The sequence below is a fragment of the Labilibaculum manganireducens genome, assembly GCF_963665805.2.
Taxonomy (GTDB): Bacteria; Bacteroidota; Bacteroidia; order Bacteroidales; family Marinifilaceae; genus Labilibaculum; species Labilibaculum manganireducens.
Window position 1 is genome coordinate 1,401,166 of record NZ_CAXXEE010000003.1, and the last position, 18,204, is coordinate 1,419,369.

Annotated in this window: 13 protein-coding genes; 4 read left to right on the forward strand and 9 right to left on the reverse strand. The window is 37.0% G+C overall.

What is annotated here, in order from left to right:
• Positions 1-10 precede the first annotated feature (10 nt).
• Positions 11-1,615 carry a peptide chain release factor 3 gene (locus tag ACHZAX_RS05295; RefSeq protein ID WP_245870248.1) on the reverse strand — a complete coding sequence of 535 codons (1,605 nt, stop codon included), beginning with the start codon at positions 1,613-1,615 and terminating at the stop codon, positions 11-13.
• 216 nt (positions 1,616-1,831) lie between these two features.
• Here ACHZAX_RS05295 and ACHZAX_RS05300 point away from each other — a divergent pair, with 216 nt between their 5' ends.
• The 3 genes from ACHZAX_RS05300 to ACHZAX_RS05310 all read left to right on the forward strand — a co-directional run bounded on the left by ACHZAX_RS05300 (position 1,832) and on the right by ACHZAX_RS05310 (position 6,371).
• Complete coding sequence (locus ACHZAX_RS05300) at positions 1,832-2,332, forward strand: metallophosphoesterase family protein (protein WP_101308458.1); 501 nt, start codon at positions 1,832-1,834, stop codon at positions 2,330-2,332.
• 375 nt (positions 2,333-2,707) lie between these two features.
• A complete protein-coding gene (locus ACHZAX_RS05305; protein WP_320018304.1) occupies positions 2,708-4,975 on the forward strand; it encodes an aconitate hydratase in 2,268 nt (755 codons plus the stop codon).
• A 67-nt stretch (positions 4,976-5,042) separates the two neighbouring features.
• Positions 5,043-6,371, forward strand: a complete 1,329-nt coding sequence (locus ACHZAX_RS05310; protein ID WP_101308456.1) for a citrate (Si)-synthase — start codon at positions 5,043-5,045, stop codon at positions 6,369-6,371.
• A 490-nt stretch (positions 6,372-6,861) separates the two neighbouring features.
• On the opposite strand, the gene ACHZAX_RS05315 is transcribed toward ACHZAX_RS05310, so the two are convergent.
• From ACHZAX_RS05315 to ACHZAX_RS05340, 6 genes are all read right to left on the reverse strand, one after another.
• Complete coding sequence (locus ACHZAX_RS05315; RefSeq protein WP_320018305.1) at positions 6,862-8,658, reverse strand: hypothetical protein; 1,797 nt, start codon at positions 8,656-8,658, stop codon at positions 6,862-6,864.
• Positions 8,659-8,863: 205 nt separating this feature from the next.
• Positions 8,864-9,370 (reverse strand): methylated-DNA--[protein]-cysteine S-methyltransferase, encoded by a 507-nt coding sequence (locus tag ACHZAX_RS05320; protein ID WP_320018306.1) that lies wholly within the window; start codon positions 9,368-9,370, stop codon positions 8,864-8,866.
• A 99-nt stretch (positions 9,371-9,469) separates the two neighbouring features.
• Positions 9,470-10,189, reverse strand: coding sequence for a tRNA threonylcarbamoyladenosine dehydratase (locus tag ACHZAX_RS05325; protein ID WP_320018307.1), 720 nt, complete (start codon positions 10,187-10,189; stop codon positions 9,470-9,472).
• Positions 10,186-10,857, reverse strand: a complete 672-nt coding sequence (locus ACHZAX_RS05330; protein WP_320018308.1) for a TatD family hydrolase — start codon at positions 10,855-10,857, stop codon at positions 10,186-10,188. The genes ACHZAX_RS05325 and ACHZAX_RS05330 overlap by 4 nt, the downstream gene beginning before the upstream one ends.
• Before the next feature lie 480 nt (positions 10,858-11,337).
• The gene (locus ACHZAX_RS05335) at positions 11,338-11,985 is read right to left on the reverse strand and encodes an AlbA family DNA-binding domain-containing protein (RefSeq protein WP_101308451.1); all 648 of its coding nucleotides are present in this window, start codon (positions 11,983-11,985) and stop codon (positions 11,338-11,340) included.
• Between the two features lie 39 nt (positions 11,986-12,024).
• On the reverse strand, positions 12,025-13,845 hold the full coding sequence (locus ACHZAX_RS05340) for a peptidase U32 family protein (RefSeq protein ID WP_320018309.1): 1,821 nt from the start codon (positions 13,843-13,845) through the stop codon (positions 12,025-12,027).
• A 282-nt stretch (positions 13,846-14,127) separates the two neighbouring features.
• On the opposite strand from ACHZAX_RS05340, the gene ACHZAX_RS05345 reads away from it, so the two are divergent.
• Complete coding sequence (locus ACHZAX_RS05345; protein WP_320018310.1) at positions 14,128-15,210, forward strand: alkene reductase; 1,083 nt, start codon at positions 14,128-14,130, stop codon at positions 15,208-15,210.
• A 146-nt stretch (positions 15,211-15,356) separates the two neighbouring features.
• Here ACHZAX_RS05345 and ACHZAX_RS05350 read toward each other — a convergent pair whose 3' ends face one another.
• Both ACHZAX_RS05350 and ACHZAX_RS05355 read right to left on the reverse strand, forming a co-directional pair.
• A complete protein-coding gene (locus ACHZAX_RS05350; protein ID WP_320018311.1) occupies positions 15,357-16,862 on the reverse strand; it encodes a PLP-dependent transferase in 1,506 nt (501 codons plus the stop codon).
• 16 nt (positions 16,863-16,878) lie between these two features.
• A complete protein-coding gene (locus ACHZAX_RS05355) occupies positions 16,879-18,024 on the reverse strand; it encodes a trans-sulfuration enzyme family protein (RefSeq protein WP_320018312.1) in 1,146 nt (381 codons plus the stop codon).
• Between the last annotated feature and the right edge of the window lie 180 nt (positions 18,025-18,204).

Here is an 18,204-nt window from a genome sequence, read left to right on the forward strand (position 1 = left end):
AGTTAGATGATTAAAATTCCGATGTGAAATGGAATTCCAATTTGGGGTAATTGCTTTGTGCCATTTGCAGCATATAGCCAGAATCAGCAAGGAAAACATCTCTACCGTGTTTATCTTTTGCGATGTATTGATATTTGGCTTTTTTAAACTCTTTCAGCTGTTCATCATCGTTGGACTTAATCCAGCAAGCTTTGTGAAGGTTGATATGTTCCCAGCGGCATGAGGCAGTATATTCGTGTAGTAAACGATATTCAATAACTTCGAACTGAAGTGCACCCACTGTACCAATAACCTTGCGGCCATTAAATTCAGAAGTGAAAAGCTGAGCAACTCCTTCATCCATTAATTGGTCAACACCTTTTGCCAGTTGTTTCGATTTCATCGGATCAGCATTCTCGATGTATTTAAACAACTCAGGAGAGAAGCTCGGAATTCCTTTGAAGTGGATTTTTTCACCTTCCGTTAAAGTATCACCAATTTTAAAGTTTCCCGTATCGTGCAAACCAACAATATCACCCGGATAGGCTTCCTCAATAATCGATTTTTTCTCGGCCATAAATGCAGTTGGACTCGAAAACTTTATTCTTTTTCCGTTTCGTACATGCAAATAAGCAGTATTTCTTCTAAATACACCCGACACAATTTTCACAAAGGCAATGCGGTCGCGGTGATTTGGATCCATATTCGCATGAATCTTAAAAACAAAGCCTGAAAATTTTTCTTCTGTAGGTTCAATTACACGCTCAACAGTTTGGCAAGGACGGGGAGAAGGTGCAATCTGAATAAAAGCATCCAAAAGTTCCCGAACACCAAAATTATTTAAAGCCGAACCGAAGAAAACAGGAGCAATTTTTGCATCCAGATATTCCTGAATATCCAATTCAGGATAAACACCTGAAACTAGATCAAGTTCTTCTCTGAGTATTTCGGCATCATCCCCAATGTATTCTTCCAATTTAGGATTGGAGAGATCGTCAAATTCAATGGTCTCCTGAATTGTTTGAGTTGCCGGTGTAAACAAACTCAAATTCTTCTGGTAGATATTGTAAACACCCTTAAAATCAGGTCCCATGTTAATTGGCCAGCTTAAAGGATTCACACTGATTTGCAATTCGGTTTCAATCTCATCAAGCAAATCGAACGCGTCTTTTCCGCTTCGGTCCATTTTGTTAATGAAAACAATAACCGGAGTTTTTCGCATTCTGCAAACCTGCATTAATTTTCTGGTTTGTGCCTCAACTCCTTTTGCAACATCAATAACGATAATTACACTATCACATGCTGTAAGTGTTCGGAAGGTATCTTCAGCAAAATCCTGGTGACCTGGTGTGTCAAGAATATTTATTTTGTGACCCTTGTATTCAAATCCCATAACGGAAGTTGCAACAGAGATTCCTCTTTGTCGTTCAATTTCCATGAAATCGGAAGTAGCCGTTTTTTTTATTTTGTTTGATTTTACAGCACCAGCAACATGAATAGCACCACCAAATAAAAGTAATTTTTCAGTTAGTGTTGTTTTTCCCGCATCCGGATGAGAAATAATCCCAAATGTTCTTCGTCTTTTTATCTCGTCTTTAAACCCCATTGATAGTATTTTCTTTAAAAATAAAAGCATGCAAAAGTAATCATTTTTTGCTGATTATAGGTGTTTAGCTGCCGATTAAATAGCTTGCCCTCTAGCAGCCTAATGAACCCCATGCAAGGGCGGTTGCCCTGGGATATGGTGCTTTAAAGCGCTAACGATTGCTTAATTCAATTTGATTATTTCTGCATTTTCTTTCATTTTCTTTTTGTAGATTTACGCTTCAAAATTGCGGATAATAAAAAATTTATGAAGCGAATAGGATTACTTTCTGATACTCATGGATGGCTTGACCCGGTTGTGGTAAAACATCTTAAAGAATGCGATGAAATATGGCATGCCGGAGATATCGGAGGAATTGAAATTGCTGATAAATTAGCTGAAATTGCACCACTTAGAGCCGTTCATGGAAATATAGATGACCATAATGTTCGCTTGGTTTACCCAAAACACCAACGCTTCGTTTGCGAGGAGGTTGATGTCTGGATCACACACATTGGGGGTTATCCAAAAAATTACGATCGGAATGTAAAACCCGAAATTTTTGAGAATGCTCCGCAATTATTTATTTCAGGTCATTCGCATATTCTTAAGGTTATTTTCGATAAAGAATTGAATCTTTTGCATATAAATCCGGGAGCATCTGGAGTTCATGGTTATCACAAAGTGCAGACTATGGTCAAATTCACAATCGAAGCAAAGGAAATTAAAGATCTTCAAGTTGTGGAATTTGGGAGTAAGGGCAAGTAAAAGCACCTAACTTACCGAAGTTCAGAAATACCTGAAAAGTCTGTTTCATCAAGGGGGAATTTATTGGAAGGAAGGAATAATTATGTTCCTTTTTAAGCGGTCTGAAAACTCATGAAGATTTTTAGTACATGCTTTTTAATATACCAAGTTTTTGTTATATTTAGATATTTAAATTTAATTATACTTAGCAGATCAGTTTTTTACTGAAAGCCTTATAAACAGCTGTAAGCCAGAACGCAGGTGTTTGAGTAAGACGCACAATAAAATGCATAAAAAGATCGGGAAATCCGATAATAATTTATTTATTTTGTAGACTTTTTCGAATTCGAAATAAATACCAATGAAAATATATATAAATCAAAAATTCATCAAACTATGCTATTTGATTTTAAATTGATAAAATCTGTTTACGAACAAATGCCTGAAAGGGTGAAAAATGCCCGTAAAAATTTAGGCAAACCGCTTACCTTAAGCGAGAAAATTTTATACTCCCATTTATCTGTTGAGGAAAAAGGGAATAAGTTTACAAGAGGAGAAGATTACGTGAATTTTGCTCCCGATAGAGTTGCCATGCAGGATGCGACAGCGCAAATGGCACTTTTGCAGTTTATGAATGCCGGGAAGACTAAAGTTGCTGTACCATCAACGGTTCATTGCGACCATTTAATTCAGGCATCAATTGGTGCAGAGAAAGACTTGGCTGATGCAAAACAACAAAACAACGAAGTGTACGATTTCTTAGAGTCTGTTTCTCAGAAATATGGAATTGGATTTTGGAAGCCAGGTGCTGGTATTATTCATCAGGTTGTATTGGAAAATTATGCCTTTCCTGGAGGAATGATGATTGGAACCGACTCGCATACTGTAAATGCAGGAGGACTGGGAATGATTGCAATTGGTGTTGGTGGTGCCGATGCTGTGGATGTGATGGCAGGAATGCCATGGGAATTAAAAATGCCTAAATTAATAGGAGTGAAGTTGACCGGTAAATTAAGCGGTTGGGTTTCTCCTAAAGATGTAATATTAAAAGTTGCCGGAATTCTTACTGTTAAAGGGGGAACAGGCGCTATTGTTGAATATTTTGGCGAAGGCGCTGATGCGATGTCTTGTACCGGTAAAGGAACCATCTGTAATATGGGAGCCGAAATTGGTGCAACTACATCAATTTTCGGTTACGATCAAAATATGAGCAATTATCTTCGTCACACAGGACGTGAAGATGTTGCTGATTTAGCAGATGTGGTAATGGATCATCTTCGTTCGGATGAGGAAGTGTATGAGAATCCTGAAAAATATTACGATCAGGTAATCGAAATCAACTTATCCGAAATGCAGCCATATATTAACGGTCCTTTTACTCCTGATTTGGCTCATAGTTTAAGTGAATTTGGAAAGGCTGTTAAAGAAAATAATTACCCTCAAACATTGGAGGTTGGACTAATTGGATCGTGTACCAATTCTTCTTACGAAGATCTTTCAAGAGCAGCATCTTTGGCCAGGCAGGCTAAGGATAAAAACCTGAAAGTAAAAGCAGAATTTGTGGTGACTCCGGGTTCTGAATTGGTAAGATATACAACGGAACGTGATGGTATTTTAAAGGAGTTTGAAGACATCGGCGGAGTAATTATGGCCAATGCCTGCGGACCTTGCATCGGACAGTGGAAACGTCATACCGAGGATCCAACCCGTAAGAATTCTATTATAACTTCATTCAATAGAAATTTTGCCAAACGAAATGACGGCAATCCAAATACTCATGGTTTTGTAGCATCACCGGAATTGGTTACTGCCCTGGCTATTGCGGGAGATCTTTGTTTTAATCCGATGACCGACACTTTGATTAATGAAGATGGTGTTGAAGTGAGATTGGATGAACCAAAAGGTTTGGAATTTCCACCGAATGGTTTCGATATGAAGGATTCCGGTTATTTGGCTCCCGGTGCTGATGGAAGTGCGATTGCCATTAATGTGAATGAGAGTTCGGAGCGCCTGCAGCTGCTTGCCCCATTTCAAGCCTGGGATGGTAAAGACTGGACTGGGTTGAATTTATTGATTAAGGCAAAAGGAAAATGTACAACCGATCATATTTCTATGGCAGGACCATGGTTAAGATACAGAGGACATTTGGATAATATTTCTAATAACATGTTGATTGGTGCCGTTAATTATTTCAATGAGGAAACCAATTCGATATTTAATCCGGTAAACGGCAAATATGAAGAAGTGCCTGTTACAGCAAGAGATTTAAAAGCCATCGGATTGGGCTCTGTTGTGGTTGGAGATGAAAATTACGGCGAAGGCTCATCAAGAGAACATGCGGCAATGGAACCACGACATTTAGGTGTTAAAGTGGTAATCGTTCGTTCTTTCGCCAGGATCCATGAAACAAACCTAAAAAAACAAGGTGTTTTGGGATTGACATTTGCAAACAAAGCTGATTACGATAAAATTCAGGAGAAGGATAAATTTGATGTTACCGGATTAACAGATTTCGCTCCTGGAAAACCATTGAAATTAATTGTTACGCATGAAGATGGTTCAAAAGATACAATTGTAGCGAACCATACCTATAACGATGTTCAAATTGAGTGGTTTAAAGCAGGAAGTGCTTTAAATTTAATCAGAATACAAAACGCAAAATAAACAATAAACATTTCCTAACGTGAAATCAGTCTCCCCGGTTGGTTTCCAAACATAAAGTTTAGACCATATGAAAAAAACACTAAAGCAAACTTTGTTCAAAAAAATTAAGGAACATAGACCTAGAACAAAAAGATTATTGGAAGAATACGGGGATGTAGTTGTTGATCAGGTTACAATATCCCAGATAATTGGAGGAATGAGGGGACTGAAATCTTTGGTTACAGATATCTCTTATCTTGATCCGGATGAAGGGATACGTTACAGAGGATTTACATTGAATGAAGTAATTAAAGGCTTACCAAAACCTAAAGGAGGCGACATGCCTTACGTTGAGGGATTGTTTTATTTGCTCCTTACCGGAGATTTCCCAAATCAGGAAGAGGTAATGCAGGTTGTTGATGAATTTAGCAAGCGTAGAATTGTACCTCGCTATGTTTACGAGGTAATTGATTCATTTCCATGTTGCAGTCATCCTATGGCCATCTTTTCAACGGCCATTCTTACGTTAAACAGGGAATCTGTTTTTAACAGACAGTACCATGCCGGATTAAATAAGAAGGAGTATTGGGATGCAACTTATGAAGATGCATTAAACCTGCTTGCTAAACTTCCCGAGATAGCTTCTTACATTTATAATAAATTGTATCGTCAGGGACCAAGAATCCAATCCAATCCTAATTTGGATATGGGAGCCAATTTTGCTCACATGATGGGCGTTGCAAAGCCTTACGACGATGTGTCCCGTCTGCATTTCATCATCCATAGTGATCATGAAAGTGGTAATGTGAGTGCGCATACAGGCCATTTGGTAGCCAGTTCATTATCAGACATTTATCTTTCTACATCTGCAATGATTAATGGTTTGGCCGGTCCATTGCATGGTCTTGCCAATCAGGAAGTTTTAAGATGGCTGCAAGAGGTAATGGATAAAATGGACAATCGGATTCCTACTAAAGAAGAGATGACCCAGTTTGTATGGGATACACTAAACTCGGGTCAGGTGATTCCTGGTTTTGGTCATGCTGTATTGCGTAAGACTGATCCAAGATATATGCTTCAGCGCGAATTTAGTTTGAAACATCTGCCTGAGGATCCTATTTTTAAATATGCGGATATGCTGTATCAGGTAGTGCCTGATATTCTTAAAGAGCATGGAAAGGCGAAGAATCCCTGGCCAAACGTTGATGCGCAATCTGGTGTAATTCAGTGGCATTACGGAGTTACTGAATACGATTTTTATACCGTTCTGTTCGGTATTGGCCGTTCAATTGGTATTTGTGCCAATGTGATTTGGGATAGGGCATTAGGGTATCCTTTGGAAAGACCAAAATCAATCACAACTGATATGCTGGAGAAAATTGCGGGTATTAAGAAAATGGTGGAAGCTGAAGAATAAAAACAATTTGTGATATAATAAGACTGAGCTGATTTCTGAAAGGAAATCAGCTTTTTTTACAGCAAAAAAAACTGCATAAAAGTTGGTGAAGACTTTTATACAGTTTTGCGCAAAAACTAACAATATGGAAAACGTTCCAATGAATTCAATTACTAAAGAAAAGAGAATCACTTTAAATCCTGCTGCACAATTCTAACCCTAACCTAAACCTTGCAGGATTTAAAGTATCCTCGCAGCAGAAGCACATGCTGCTAATCACTCTCATTTCACAATTTGGTTAATAACCTTATTGTGATATCCCTTTCACCTTACAAATATGGATGTTTTTTTAGAGAGAAAAACCATTGGTTTTACCCAATGTGAAGGATAGAAATACTCAAAAAAAATGGGTGTTTTACGCCATTTTAATTATTTGTATTGCGTAATGGATTGGTGGCTGGTAGATAGAAAGAGAAAAGCCAATCGATATTCGATTGGCTTTACATGTTGATTATTTTTCAGAGGAAATAAGTAATCCCCGAATTTCTAGTTCTAATTTCTCGAGATCTTTACCAACCTGGTTTTTCATGTTTTTAAATTTATCGGTTATATTATTCGATAAATTTTTATAGTAGTCAACCCCGTTTAAAAGGTTGTCTTTGTACTTTTCAAGAGATCTAAGTTGTTTCGCTACAGGATTATGAAGCTCATCAATTTGTTCTTTTAAATAGTCAATATACAGACTCATTTCTTTTATGAACATATGAGGCCGGTCTGTTCTAACAATCAAATTTGTTCGATTGTAAATGTGATCAACCATTTCCTTCAATTTAGCCTTTTTCGAAAAATATGCCAGATTTGGTCCAGGACAAATCGAAACTCCATCACCATCTGCTTTTGTATCGATATGATTTACCAAAAAAGAAGATGCCGACAAACCTTTACACAAACATGTTTTTTCAAGAAGCAAACTAACTTCTTTTTCATATTCTTTTTCCGAAAGATTTTTCTCTTTTAAATCAGCCAGTTTTAACTTTTGGTATTGAACTGACGCGGTACAAATTGGTTTTTCAGTAAATTCAGTATTGGCTAACATGTATTTTTTTGTACACGCGCTTCCTGGCTTGTTTTCTGCAAATTTCTTAAGAACATCTCTGTCTCTGGTGTTTGCAACAAGGTTGTTGTAACGAACACCTAAAGGAGAAGCATGGCTAAGCTTTAAATCTTTTTCCTGAGCTTCCTCAAGTAGGTGTAAAGTATTTTCATCAACGTCGCAGGCTTCAGGAACCAAAAGAAACGGAGTTCCCCAGCCAATAGAATCAAGATTGTAATGGTTCATCAAAAACTCTTGTTCTTCAGCTGTTCCAACTCCACCTTGTGCGGTGATTCTTATGTCTAAATTTGATTTTGGGCAGACTCTTTCTTTTCCCTTTAGAGCTTGAAATAAAATCTCGCTAAGAGTTATTCTTAATTCCTCTCTGTTATTCTTGAATTCTTCAAGAATCGGCCCCATTAAAAAGCCTTCGGTTGCAAAAGCATGACCGCCGCAATTCAAACCGGATTCAATTCGGAACTCCGAAATCCAGATTCCTTTTTTTGCAAGGAATTTACCTTGTATTAAGGCAGAGCGGTAATCACTGACTTTCAGAACAATTTTCTTCTTTATATAGCCATTTTCATCCGGATAAAAGTCTTCAAATTGCTCTAAATAACCATATAAGCGTGGGTTCATTCCGGCAGATAAAACCATGGAGCTCTCCAGGTTACTCATGGCAAATCCACGAAGAGCTGCATGTGCATCGTTATATTCTGCAGGTAATTGCTCACCTTCATAAAAGTTATCTTTGTCTAGCTTGGTCATGATGTTTACATCAATAGAACCAAGAGGAAGGTTTTTCACCAACCATTCTTTCGCTTCCTTTACGTAAGAACTGCCTTCAAATTTTTCTTTAAATTCTTTTTTTACTTCAGAAAAATCAGGAAGTAAATCAAGATATTCCTCTAGATTTTCTTTCTTTTCTTGTACGGATGCTTTTAGATTCTCAAATTTCTCTTTTACGATCTTATCTATTAAATTGAGGTAAGAGGTGATTCTTTCTGCACGAAAATCTTTAGTCTTCTCCGAAATTGGTAAAAATGGCAAGCTGAGTTTATTGCAATACAATTCTCTCATTTTCTCAAGTAGAATATCATCAACAATTGAAACAACAGATGAAATTCCTAAATGAGCCACTTTTACAGGAGTGTCCACCGTAAATCCGGTTCCCATAACTGGGATATGGAAACTATGTCCTAAAATTTTACTCATGTAATTGGATATTGATTTTTATGATTTTTTCGGCAAATTTCATTAGCTGAAAAAACAGCATTTAGCTACAAAATTGCCTTGCGCAAGTTAGCCTATTTGTCAATGATATCAAAGCTATTTTGGGTATTTATATTTCTTATTCAGGAAAAAACGCTTAAAACATGAATAAGATAGAAAAGCCTGATAGATAAAGGGTAAGTGGCATTTAAAACAGCAGATATTGATCTTTCGAGGGCGTAAGATCAATGTTTTCTATTTCCAGCAGTTTAGCCTTATTGGATAGTCCTCCGGCATAACCGGTAAGTTTCCCGTTTTTTCCAATAACCCGATGACAAGGAATTATTATAGGAATAGGGTTTTTAGAATTTGCCATTCCGATTGCTCTGCACGCAGAAGGTTTATTTATAGCCAAGGCAATATCCAGATAAGAACACGTTTTCCCATATGGAATCTTCAGAAGTTGATTCCATATTTGTTTTTGAAAAGCGGTTCCGTCAGGTGAGAGTTTCACATCAAATGTGGTTCGCTCATTGGCAAAGTAGGAAATTAATTGATCGGCAAACGTTTTCAATTTATTGGAATCTTTAATCCAATTTGGTTTTATTCCATTTGATTGATTCCCTTCATCAAACTGAATCTGTTTTAAACCATTATCATCTGCAACAAGCAACAAATTACCCACAGGAGAAGGAAGAATATCGTAGTAGATCATATCAGTTGACTTAGAAAATAATGATGTGTTAGTTCTTGTCAATGTACTAAATATTATAAAGAACAACACGGAATGTTGCTTTCTGTGCTGTAAAAATAATTAATCTGATAATAAACCATTTATTACTACCGAAGAGCAGAAGCATCCGAATAGAGGAGGCATATAGGAAATGGTACCTACATTTGATCTTTTATTTTTGCTTTCAGCGAGTATAACTGCATTTTTAGATACATCTTCCGGGGAAAAAACGACCTGTACGCCTTCGTGCACTCCTAATTGGTGAAGTTTTTTACGAAGCATTCTAGCCAATTTGCAGTTATACGATTTTGAGATATCAGTAATCTGAATTTTCGTTGGATCCATTTTTCCTCCTGCACCCATTGCACTCACAATTTTCAGATTGTTTTGTAAACTGTGGTAGATGAGAAATATTTTTGGAGCTAAAGTATCTATTGCATCCAAAACATAGTCGTACTTTTTTTCTCGCAAAACTTCAATCATTCTCTCGTCCCGTAGGTATTCGTTAAGGATGTTGAGTTTTAAATTTGGATTGATATCCAAAAGACGTTCGCCCATTACTTTTGCCTTATCTTTTCCCAGATTGCTGATACTTGCCGGAAGTTGACGATTAAGATTTGTAATTTCAATATCATCGCCGTCAACAATGGTCATTTCTCCAACTCCGGCACGGCATATTTGTTCAGCCGCGTAAGCTCCAACACCACCCAGTCCAACAATAAGAACATGTGCATTTTTCAACTTGTCTAATTTATCATTACCAAGAAGCAGTTCTGTTCTGCTAAGCCATTCTTTATTCATAATCGATTAAAACAGGTCGTAAAATTTGATAGTAATTCTTTTTTCAGATCCTCTATTTCAAGGTTTTTTATCGTTGCTGCCTTTTTGTATAATTCTTCAATATCTGTATTGCTATCATCCGTTTCGAGAAATATTTTTTTTGCAGGAAGCATTTTTAAAATGTGCTGCAGATTCTCATTAATCAGTAAAGCCTTTCCAAATGAAATATAACATCCCAATTCTATTAAATCCTCGGCAATCTGCAAGTTCTTAACAAATCCATGAATGATCCATGGAAGTTTAGTATTTGTTTTTTTACGTATGCTGATTATTTCGGAATAACACTTTACACAATGAATAATTACCGGTTTATTAAATTGATCCGCTATCTGCAATTGTTTCCAAAATACTTCTTCCTGAATGGAAAGAGGAGTTTCGGTCATTCGATCGAGCCCTATTTCTCCTATTGCTAAAACTGACGGGTATGAAGCCAGATTTTTCATTTCATTCAATGCCGAAGGAATGTTTACTGACTTAATTGCCCATGGATGAATTCCTGCAGAATAATATACCGTTTGGCTGTCTAACAGTTGTTCTTCCTGCTGAATTGATAGGATAGAACAAACATTGGACTGATAACTACAGTTATGCGTATGGATGTCGATATAAGGCACCATTGACAAAGTCATTTTTTTGGCAAAAATACAAATATTGCTGATTGATCCAAATTTCGTGCTTTAAGCAGGCAGTCTCTACAGTATAACGTTTTAATAACTTGTGCTTTGAGTAATAGGAAGTGTGAATTTGTTTAATTTAGAATAAAAAATACACCGTAAGCCTTGCAAAAGCAGAGATTCTTCCTTAGCTTGCGAGTAATAAGAGAACGTTCTTTGGAAATAAGATAATAGCATACCGCATTAATTATCGATTGTTAAACTCAACATTTATAAGATACCGAGAAAGCTACATGCTTGCTAAAGCGGGCCCCAACCTTCGGGTTGTTTCGGCACAGGGGATACTTGATCAGGCTGGCACTCAAATCCTGTCATTAAGGAGTTTAAAATCCTATTAATTAGTGCGGTTTTTTTGTGCTTTTTTTTTATGTTCTAATTGTGCAAATCCACACATAATCAAGTTGATGCAACTCAATAGTCTTTGACTGAAGTGTTTTATATTTTTGAAGTTTTTTCTCGTTTTATGAGGTATTTGGTACCTCCTGCATAAAAGTTTAATTCAATAACATTCCAGCAAATTAGTTTCACTAATATCCGTTCTGCCTTGTAGCGACTAATTTTTGCAATTCTGCAATATTGATTGAGACTAATCTCTTGATTACGATTAAGGTATTCCATTAAAACGGCTTCTGTTTCGGTGTATTTTAAATAGGTTCCGATTGGTTTTGATTTTCGTTTCCAAACTTCAAGAAGAACTTTGTTTACCAGAATATTTTCATCGTCTTTTCGCAGGTATGCCAACCATTTTCCTTTTTCATTTTCGGCATAATGAGGCATTTTTTCGGAAGGTGGTACAGTGATTTCCAAAACATTTTTTCCGCTTATTTGCCAGACTTTGCTCTCGAAAGTAATTTTAGGACGACTGTACATATCAGCAGCCGCTTTTATCATGTGGAATTCTTCTTCTACTTTTGCTCCGGCAATTTTCCCATTGTCTTTTACTCCAATAAGTAATTTTCCCCCGTCGGTGTTGGCAAAAGCAGATAATGATCTGGCAATTTTTCGGGAATCAGTAATGCAGAATTTAAAATCCTGCTGCTGATGTTCTCCCTCACGAATTAATTTTTCTATATAGTGAACCATAGCTAATATTCTTAAATAGGGTTCGAATTTCGGTTTGTTCTATTCAAAAATGATTTTCATTTCGCATCGCTGGCACTGAAATTCAAGTTTGTAGCGATTTTTATTATCAACAAGATACAATGGTTGATTTGTTTTTTGTCCGGTACTAACCTCCTTGTTGCACATACCAAATTCATGACGCAAACAATGCTTTGTGGTCATGATTGTTTTCCCTTTGAAATTGGATTGCAGTTCAAAACCTTTTTCGATTTTTTCGACCCCACACTTGTGATAAAACTCTTCGGCCTTACAATTGACCACATTACCCATATAATTCAGGTTTTTTGTATGATATTTGGGATGCGAGATTAACGCTTTCGTTTTGGGTTGTTGAAATGCATTAAGCCGATTCTCAGTTAAAGAATCAAGAACCTGCCGGCGCAACTCATTAAGCACTTTGGCCTGAACAAAGGGTGCTTCGGTAAAGTTGGTTTCAATGGAATTGATCGAGTAGATTGAATCTCCCGATTTCGACAATTGATTTTTAAGATTAGTAATTGCCATTTCAGCATTGCGGGCCAATTCAAACTCTTCCTTAAGTTGAACCGAAGCACTAATGCCGTCTTCATCTGCAGCAAATAAGGTCAGAATATTTTCTTTAAATTCAAGAAAAAGATCTGCTGAAATTCTTCTGATAGAGTTGTCTCTTTTAAGAGTTTTGGCAAATTCATGATCGTTATTACGATACAAAACAGCACCTTTAACCAGCATGCTCATTTCATTGGGGAATACCTGCTTTCCTTTTACTCCGTTTGCCAGAATCCCTTTTAGCAGTTTATTGTGATTAAAAAAGCAAAGTCCATCTCCATTATGAATTTCAAATTTGCTGTCAATAATAAAATGATCTTTACGGATGTCAACAATCTTACCAATTTCTTTTCCTAATGATTTTGGCGTATGGAAATTTGCAATTTCGGGAATTCTACCTGTAAAAAAGTAGTTTGTAAATCCCCGGTTAAAAGTTCTCTCTAAATCGGGTTCAAAGTTTGGTTTGACTGTTCCCGACGATGCTTTTTCAAACTCTTGTTTCTTTGCAAAAACATCATCTAATTCTTTTCTGTAATAGCTTGTAACATTCTTTAGATAGGAGCTGTCTTTTAAACGCCCCTCAATTTTCAGAGAGCAAATTCCGCTTTCCACCAATTCTTTCATATGAGCGGAGAGATTCAGATCTTTTAGAGAGAGCAGGTGTTTGTCTTTCGCAATTACTTTTCCTTCTCCGTCAACCAAATCGTATTTCATCCGGCAAGCCTGACTGCATTCTCCGCGATTTGCAGAGCGTCCGCCAACAGCGTGAGAGAAGTAACATTGACCACTTAGTGAAACACATAAGGCGCCGTGAATAAAATATTCAAGTTCTGCCGTGGTATTTTTGCGGATTTCTTTAATCTGATCCAGGGAAAGCTCCCGGGCAAGAATAATTCTTTTAAATCCGACTTGCTCCAAAAATTTAATCCGATCGAGATCGTAATTATGAGTTTGTGTGCTGGCATGAAGTTCGATAGGCGGAAGATTCATTTCCAGAACTCCCATATCCTGAACAATCAGAGCATCAGCCCCAAGTTTATAAAGTTGATGAATCAGCTCTTCAGCTTCTTTTAATTCATGGTCATATAGAATCGTATTCATCGTGATGAATACTTTCGCCCGGTATTTATGAGCATATTTAATCAACTCCCCAATATCTTCGAGAGTATTTCCTGCGGCGGATCGGGCACCAAATTTAGGTGCACCAATATATATAGCATCAGCTCCGTAATTAATGGCAGCCATTCCTGTTTCCAGATTTTTGGCTGGAGCTAACAGTTCTATTTGTTTCATGTGTCTGAAATTGTTTAAAGATGTCAGAAGGAACTTATCTTGATTAAATAATCATGCTCAAGTATGAGTTAACAATTATTAAATTACGGACGTTTCATTCTTTTCAAATTTTTAGCGAAGATACGAACCAATCTTGAGATCAATAGAAATTCAACTTGATTGTTTTCTTGCTCAGTGATAAATAGCAACTATAAATTCATTTATACTTATCTCTAATATTTCTTTTTTTAGAAATCAGAATCTTATTTATATCTTGATTAAATAAAAATAACGAAAAAGAAGATGAATAAAAATACATTATTGACTCCTTTTGCGATTGGTAGAATCGAATTGGAAAATAGAATGGTAATGGCTCCAATGACCAGAAACAGAGCCGGAGAAGGAAATGTTCCGACAAAATTGATGGCAGAGTACTACAAACAAAGAGCAGGAGCAGGTTTAATCATATCAGAGGCGAGTCAAATATCACCTCAGGGAATGGGTTATCCGGCAACGCCTGGAATTTACAGTAAAGAACAGGTGGATGGTTGGAAACAAATTACAAAAGCTGTTCACGATAAAGGCGGGAAGATATTTATTCAACTATGGCATGTTGGGCGGATTTCGCATCCCGATTTTCACAATGGAGAATTGCCGGTATCACCTTCCGCTATTCGTCCGGAAGGACAGGCATTTACGTATGAGGGACTGAAAGATTTTGTGACTCCGAGAGCTTTGGAAACAGAGGAGATTGCAGCCATTGTGGAAGATTATAAAATGGCAGCTAAAAATGCGAAGGATGCTGGTTTTGACGGCGTTGAAATTCATGCAGCAAATGGTTACTTAATCGATCAGTTTTTAGAAGATAAAACAAATCACCGAACCGATAAATATGGTGGAACGGTAGAGAATCGAGCTCGTTTTCTGTTTGAGGTTTTAGACGCAACACTGCAGGTTTGGGATTCTTCATCGGTAGGTATTCGTCTTTCTCCCAGTGGTTTGTTTAATGATATGGGAGATTCGAATCCAACATCAATTTTTAATTATGTGATTGATAAATTGAATGCATATGATCTTTCTTATTTGCATTTGATTGAATCATTGATTCCTCTTGATGATCATCCGCAATTGATTAAAGATGTAGCCGGTTATTACGGGAAACAGTACAGGGGCGTTCGAATGGTGAATGGAGGATTTACGAAAGAGACAGGTCATGAAGCAATTGCTTCGAAAAAAGCAGAATTGGTTTCTTTCGGAGTACCCTATTTAGCCAATCCTGATTTAGAAAAACGATTTGAACAAGGCGCTGGATTGAATGCAGCTAATAAGGAAACTTTTTACGGGGGTAACGAAGTTGGATATACCGACTATCCGGCTCTTGTGTAGATTTTAAAATTAAGAGGGTGTCCAAAAAGGTTAATCTTATTGTCATTCTGAGCTTGTTGAAGAATCTTTATCTTTGAATAACAGATGTTTCCACTTCGCTCAACATGACATTTTCAAATAAAACTTTACTTTTCGGACACCCTTTTTTAGATTTGATTCAAGGCTTTTTCGAAAATGCTGATTAATTCTTCGATTGGTTCAGTGCCGACTGATATCCGAACCAATTCCCAGTTGATTTCCTTTTCGGTAAGTAGTTTTCGTCCTTCTTTGGTCTTAATTAAATCGTAATGAGCCAAGTAAAAATAAGGCATTACCAAAGTGAATTCTGTGCCAAGACTTGGACCTTTTGGAAGTTCAAGAGCATCATAAAATTTTTCAATCGAACCATCAAATTCAATAGAAATTAATCCGGTATAGTTGTTTTCCTCTTTCTCAATTTTCGAATAGTTTGCTGCGTTTTTTTTATTGTGCGACCAATTAACGGTTTTTACTGCAGGATGGGATTCGAAAAAAAGAGCCAATTCGAATGCATTTTTTCGAATGGATTTAACTCTCGATTCCATACCTGAAATTTGAAATGCAATTCTTTCCAAATCTCTTCTGTATAATTCTTGTTGGTAGGGCTTTAAATCAACCAAATTGTTCTTTGTCCAGTTCGAATTGGGATTTGGAACAACACAACCAGCCATAACATCAGCCATTCCAGATGCAAATTTTGTGAGGCTTTCTACGGCAAAATCGCAGTAAGGCAGATAATTCATATTCACGCATGTTCCAATGGTTCCATCCACAATTAATGGGATATTGAGCTTGCTTAAATGCGAATATAGAAAAGGCAAATTGGGAGTATGAAGAAAAGGATTGGTTGGAATTTCGGTAAATACTGCGGCAATTCTCTCTTTGTTAGCTTCAATTACCAACAGTAATTCTTTCTCGTCATAAACAGAGATTACCTCAAAATAAGATTCACTGTACTTTCTCAAAATATCTATGGTATCGGTGTATAACCAACCATATTGGATGAAAACAGTGGCTTTTTTTAGCTTTTGAATTTGATTAATGCCCTCAAAAAGAGAATATATCGCATTCATTCCACTCGAAAATAGTTCAATGTTTTGATTCTTATCTAGCAGGAACTGTTTTTGGAGTTCTTGTTTAACGTGCTGTTCCGGATTAGTAGAAAGAATTTCCTCTTGATGCGGATTGTTTATGAGTTTTAGCTTGAGTAAGAAATCTTCTAATTGTCTTGAAAAAACTTTGTGCCCGGTATGTTGAATAAAGTCGCATGCTTTTTTAAAAGCAGGATTTTGCGAATCAACAGAAATGGTGAAGATTCCATTTAATTCATATTCCCTGAAATCAAGTTCAAAAAAACTGCTTACAAGTTGACAGGAAGATTTTGATGGAAACAGGAAGACATGTTTCTCTTCGCTAATTGAAAAATGAGCCTTAAAATATTCAATAACCATTGTTTCGTAGGGATGACAAAAAAAGCGGGGATAGCCTGTTTCCATGCAATTCCGCCAGTTATTCTTATTTTCTTCATAGGAATATACATCCTGAATAGTTGGAAGACTAACGGAAATAGCGTGAACATTGTTCGGTGGAATCGATTTTCCGCAAGCTATGTTTCGGAATGGGTTTTTAGCCATGCATTTTTCCATTAAATTATTTAAGTGCGTTTTCTAAATCTTCAAGCAGATCATCGATGTGTTCCAAACCAATGGATAATCGAACTGTGGATGGGAAGATTCCAATTGCTTGCAGATCCTCTTTAGAAAAGGATGCGTGACTAATTTTAGCGGGAATTTCAATTCGTGAATCTGCAGTTCCGAACGAGGCTTTTTCTCCAAACCAGCGAGTGGCTGCTACCAATTTTTCAGCCGTTTCAACATTCTGCATGTGAACGGTTAGTACACCGGGGAAAATTTTCATTTGAGATTTTGCCAATTCATGCTGCGGATGATTTTTGGAACCCGGATACACCAGCTTATTCACTTTTGGGTGTTTCTCCAAATAGTCAGCAACCTGAATTGCACTTTGTTCATGATGCTTGAGTCGTAAGGGGAGAGTAGGTATTCCCAATGAGATTAAAAATACATCAAAGGGATTTTGGGAACGGCCTTCGGCATTGGCAAAGTAGGCAACCTTTTCGCCATCTTCCTCCGATTTAGAGACCAAGGCACCAGCAACAGTACTTCCATGTCCTGAAATGTACTTTGTAGCGCTGAAAACAGAAAAATCAGCTCCCAGATCGAGTGGTTTCTGAGATGCAAATGTTGCGAGACTATTATCAACTGCGAATTTAGTTTCGTTGCTTTTGGCAAGCTTTGTCAATTCTCTTAAATCAATAATTTTCATTCCCGGATTGGTGGGCGATTCACAGAGAAGCAAATCAAATTTTTCTGTTTTCAGTAAGTTTTTAATTGCCGAAAGATCAGTAAAATCAGCAAAGAAAACTTCTACATTGTATTTGTCTTTATATACCTGTAAAAGTCGGTAAGTGCCACCATAACAATCTTTTTCAACCAAAATTTTACTGTTTGCTCTCAATACAGTTTCAAAAAGCAAGGCAATTGCTCCAATCCCGGTATGAGTGCACGAACAAGATGCCCCATTTTCAGCCTTGGCAAAAACCGTTTCCAAAGCATCTCTTGTTGGGTTATCAGAACGGGTGTAATCGTAAATTTTAGATCCGGATTGTTTTTTCAGATCAAAGGTAGCTGTTTGATAAATGGGCAGGTGCGAGGCTCCGTATGGATCGTATACGCCACCCTCCTCAGCCAAATGAGCAAGTAAAGTTTCAATATGCATTCGTGAAAAATTGATTAATAGTTATCGGCTTTTTATTCAAAAAAACTTGCTTGTTTTATTGTGGTTGCAGCAGGAAATTTAAAAGCTTATCACAAATTTAACTTTTCGGATGAAGAATTGCTTCTGAAAAGCAAAAAAAAGATGTATTTGTCTTTAATTTTGATTGGAGATAAAAAAAGA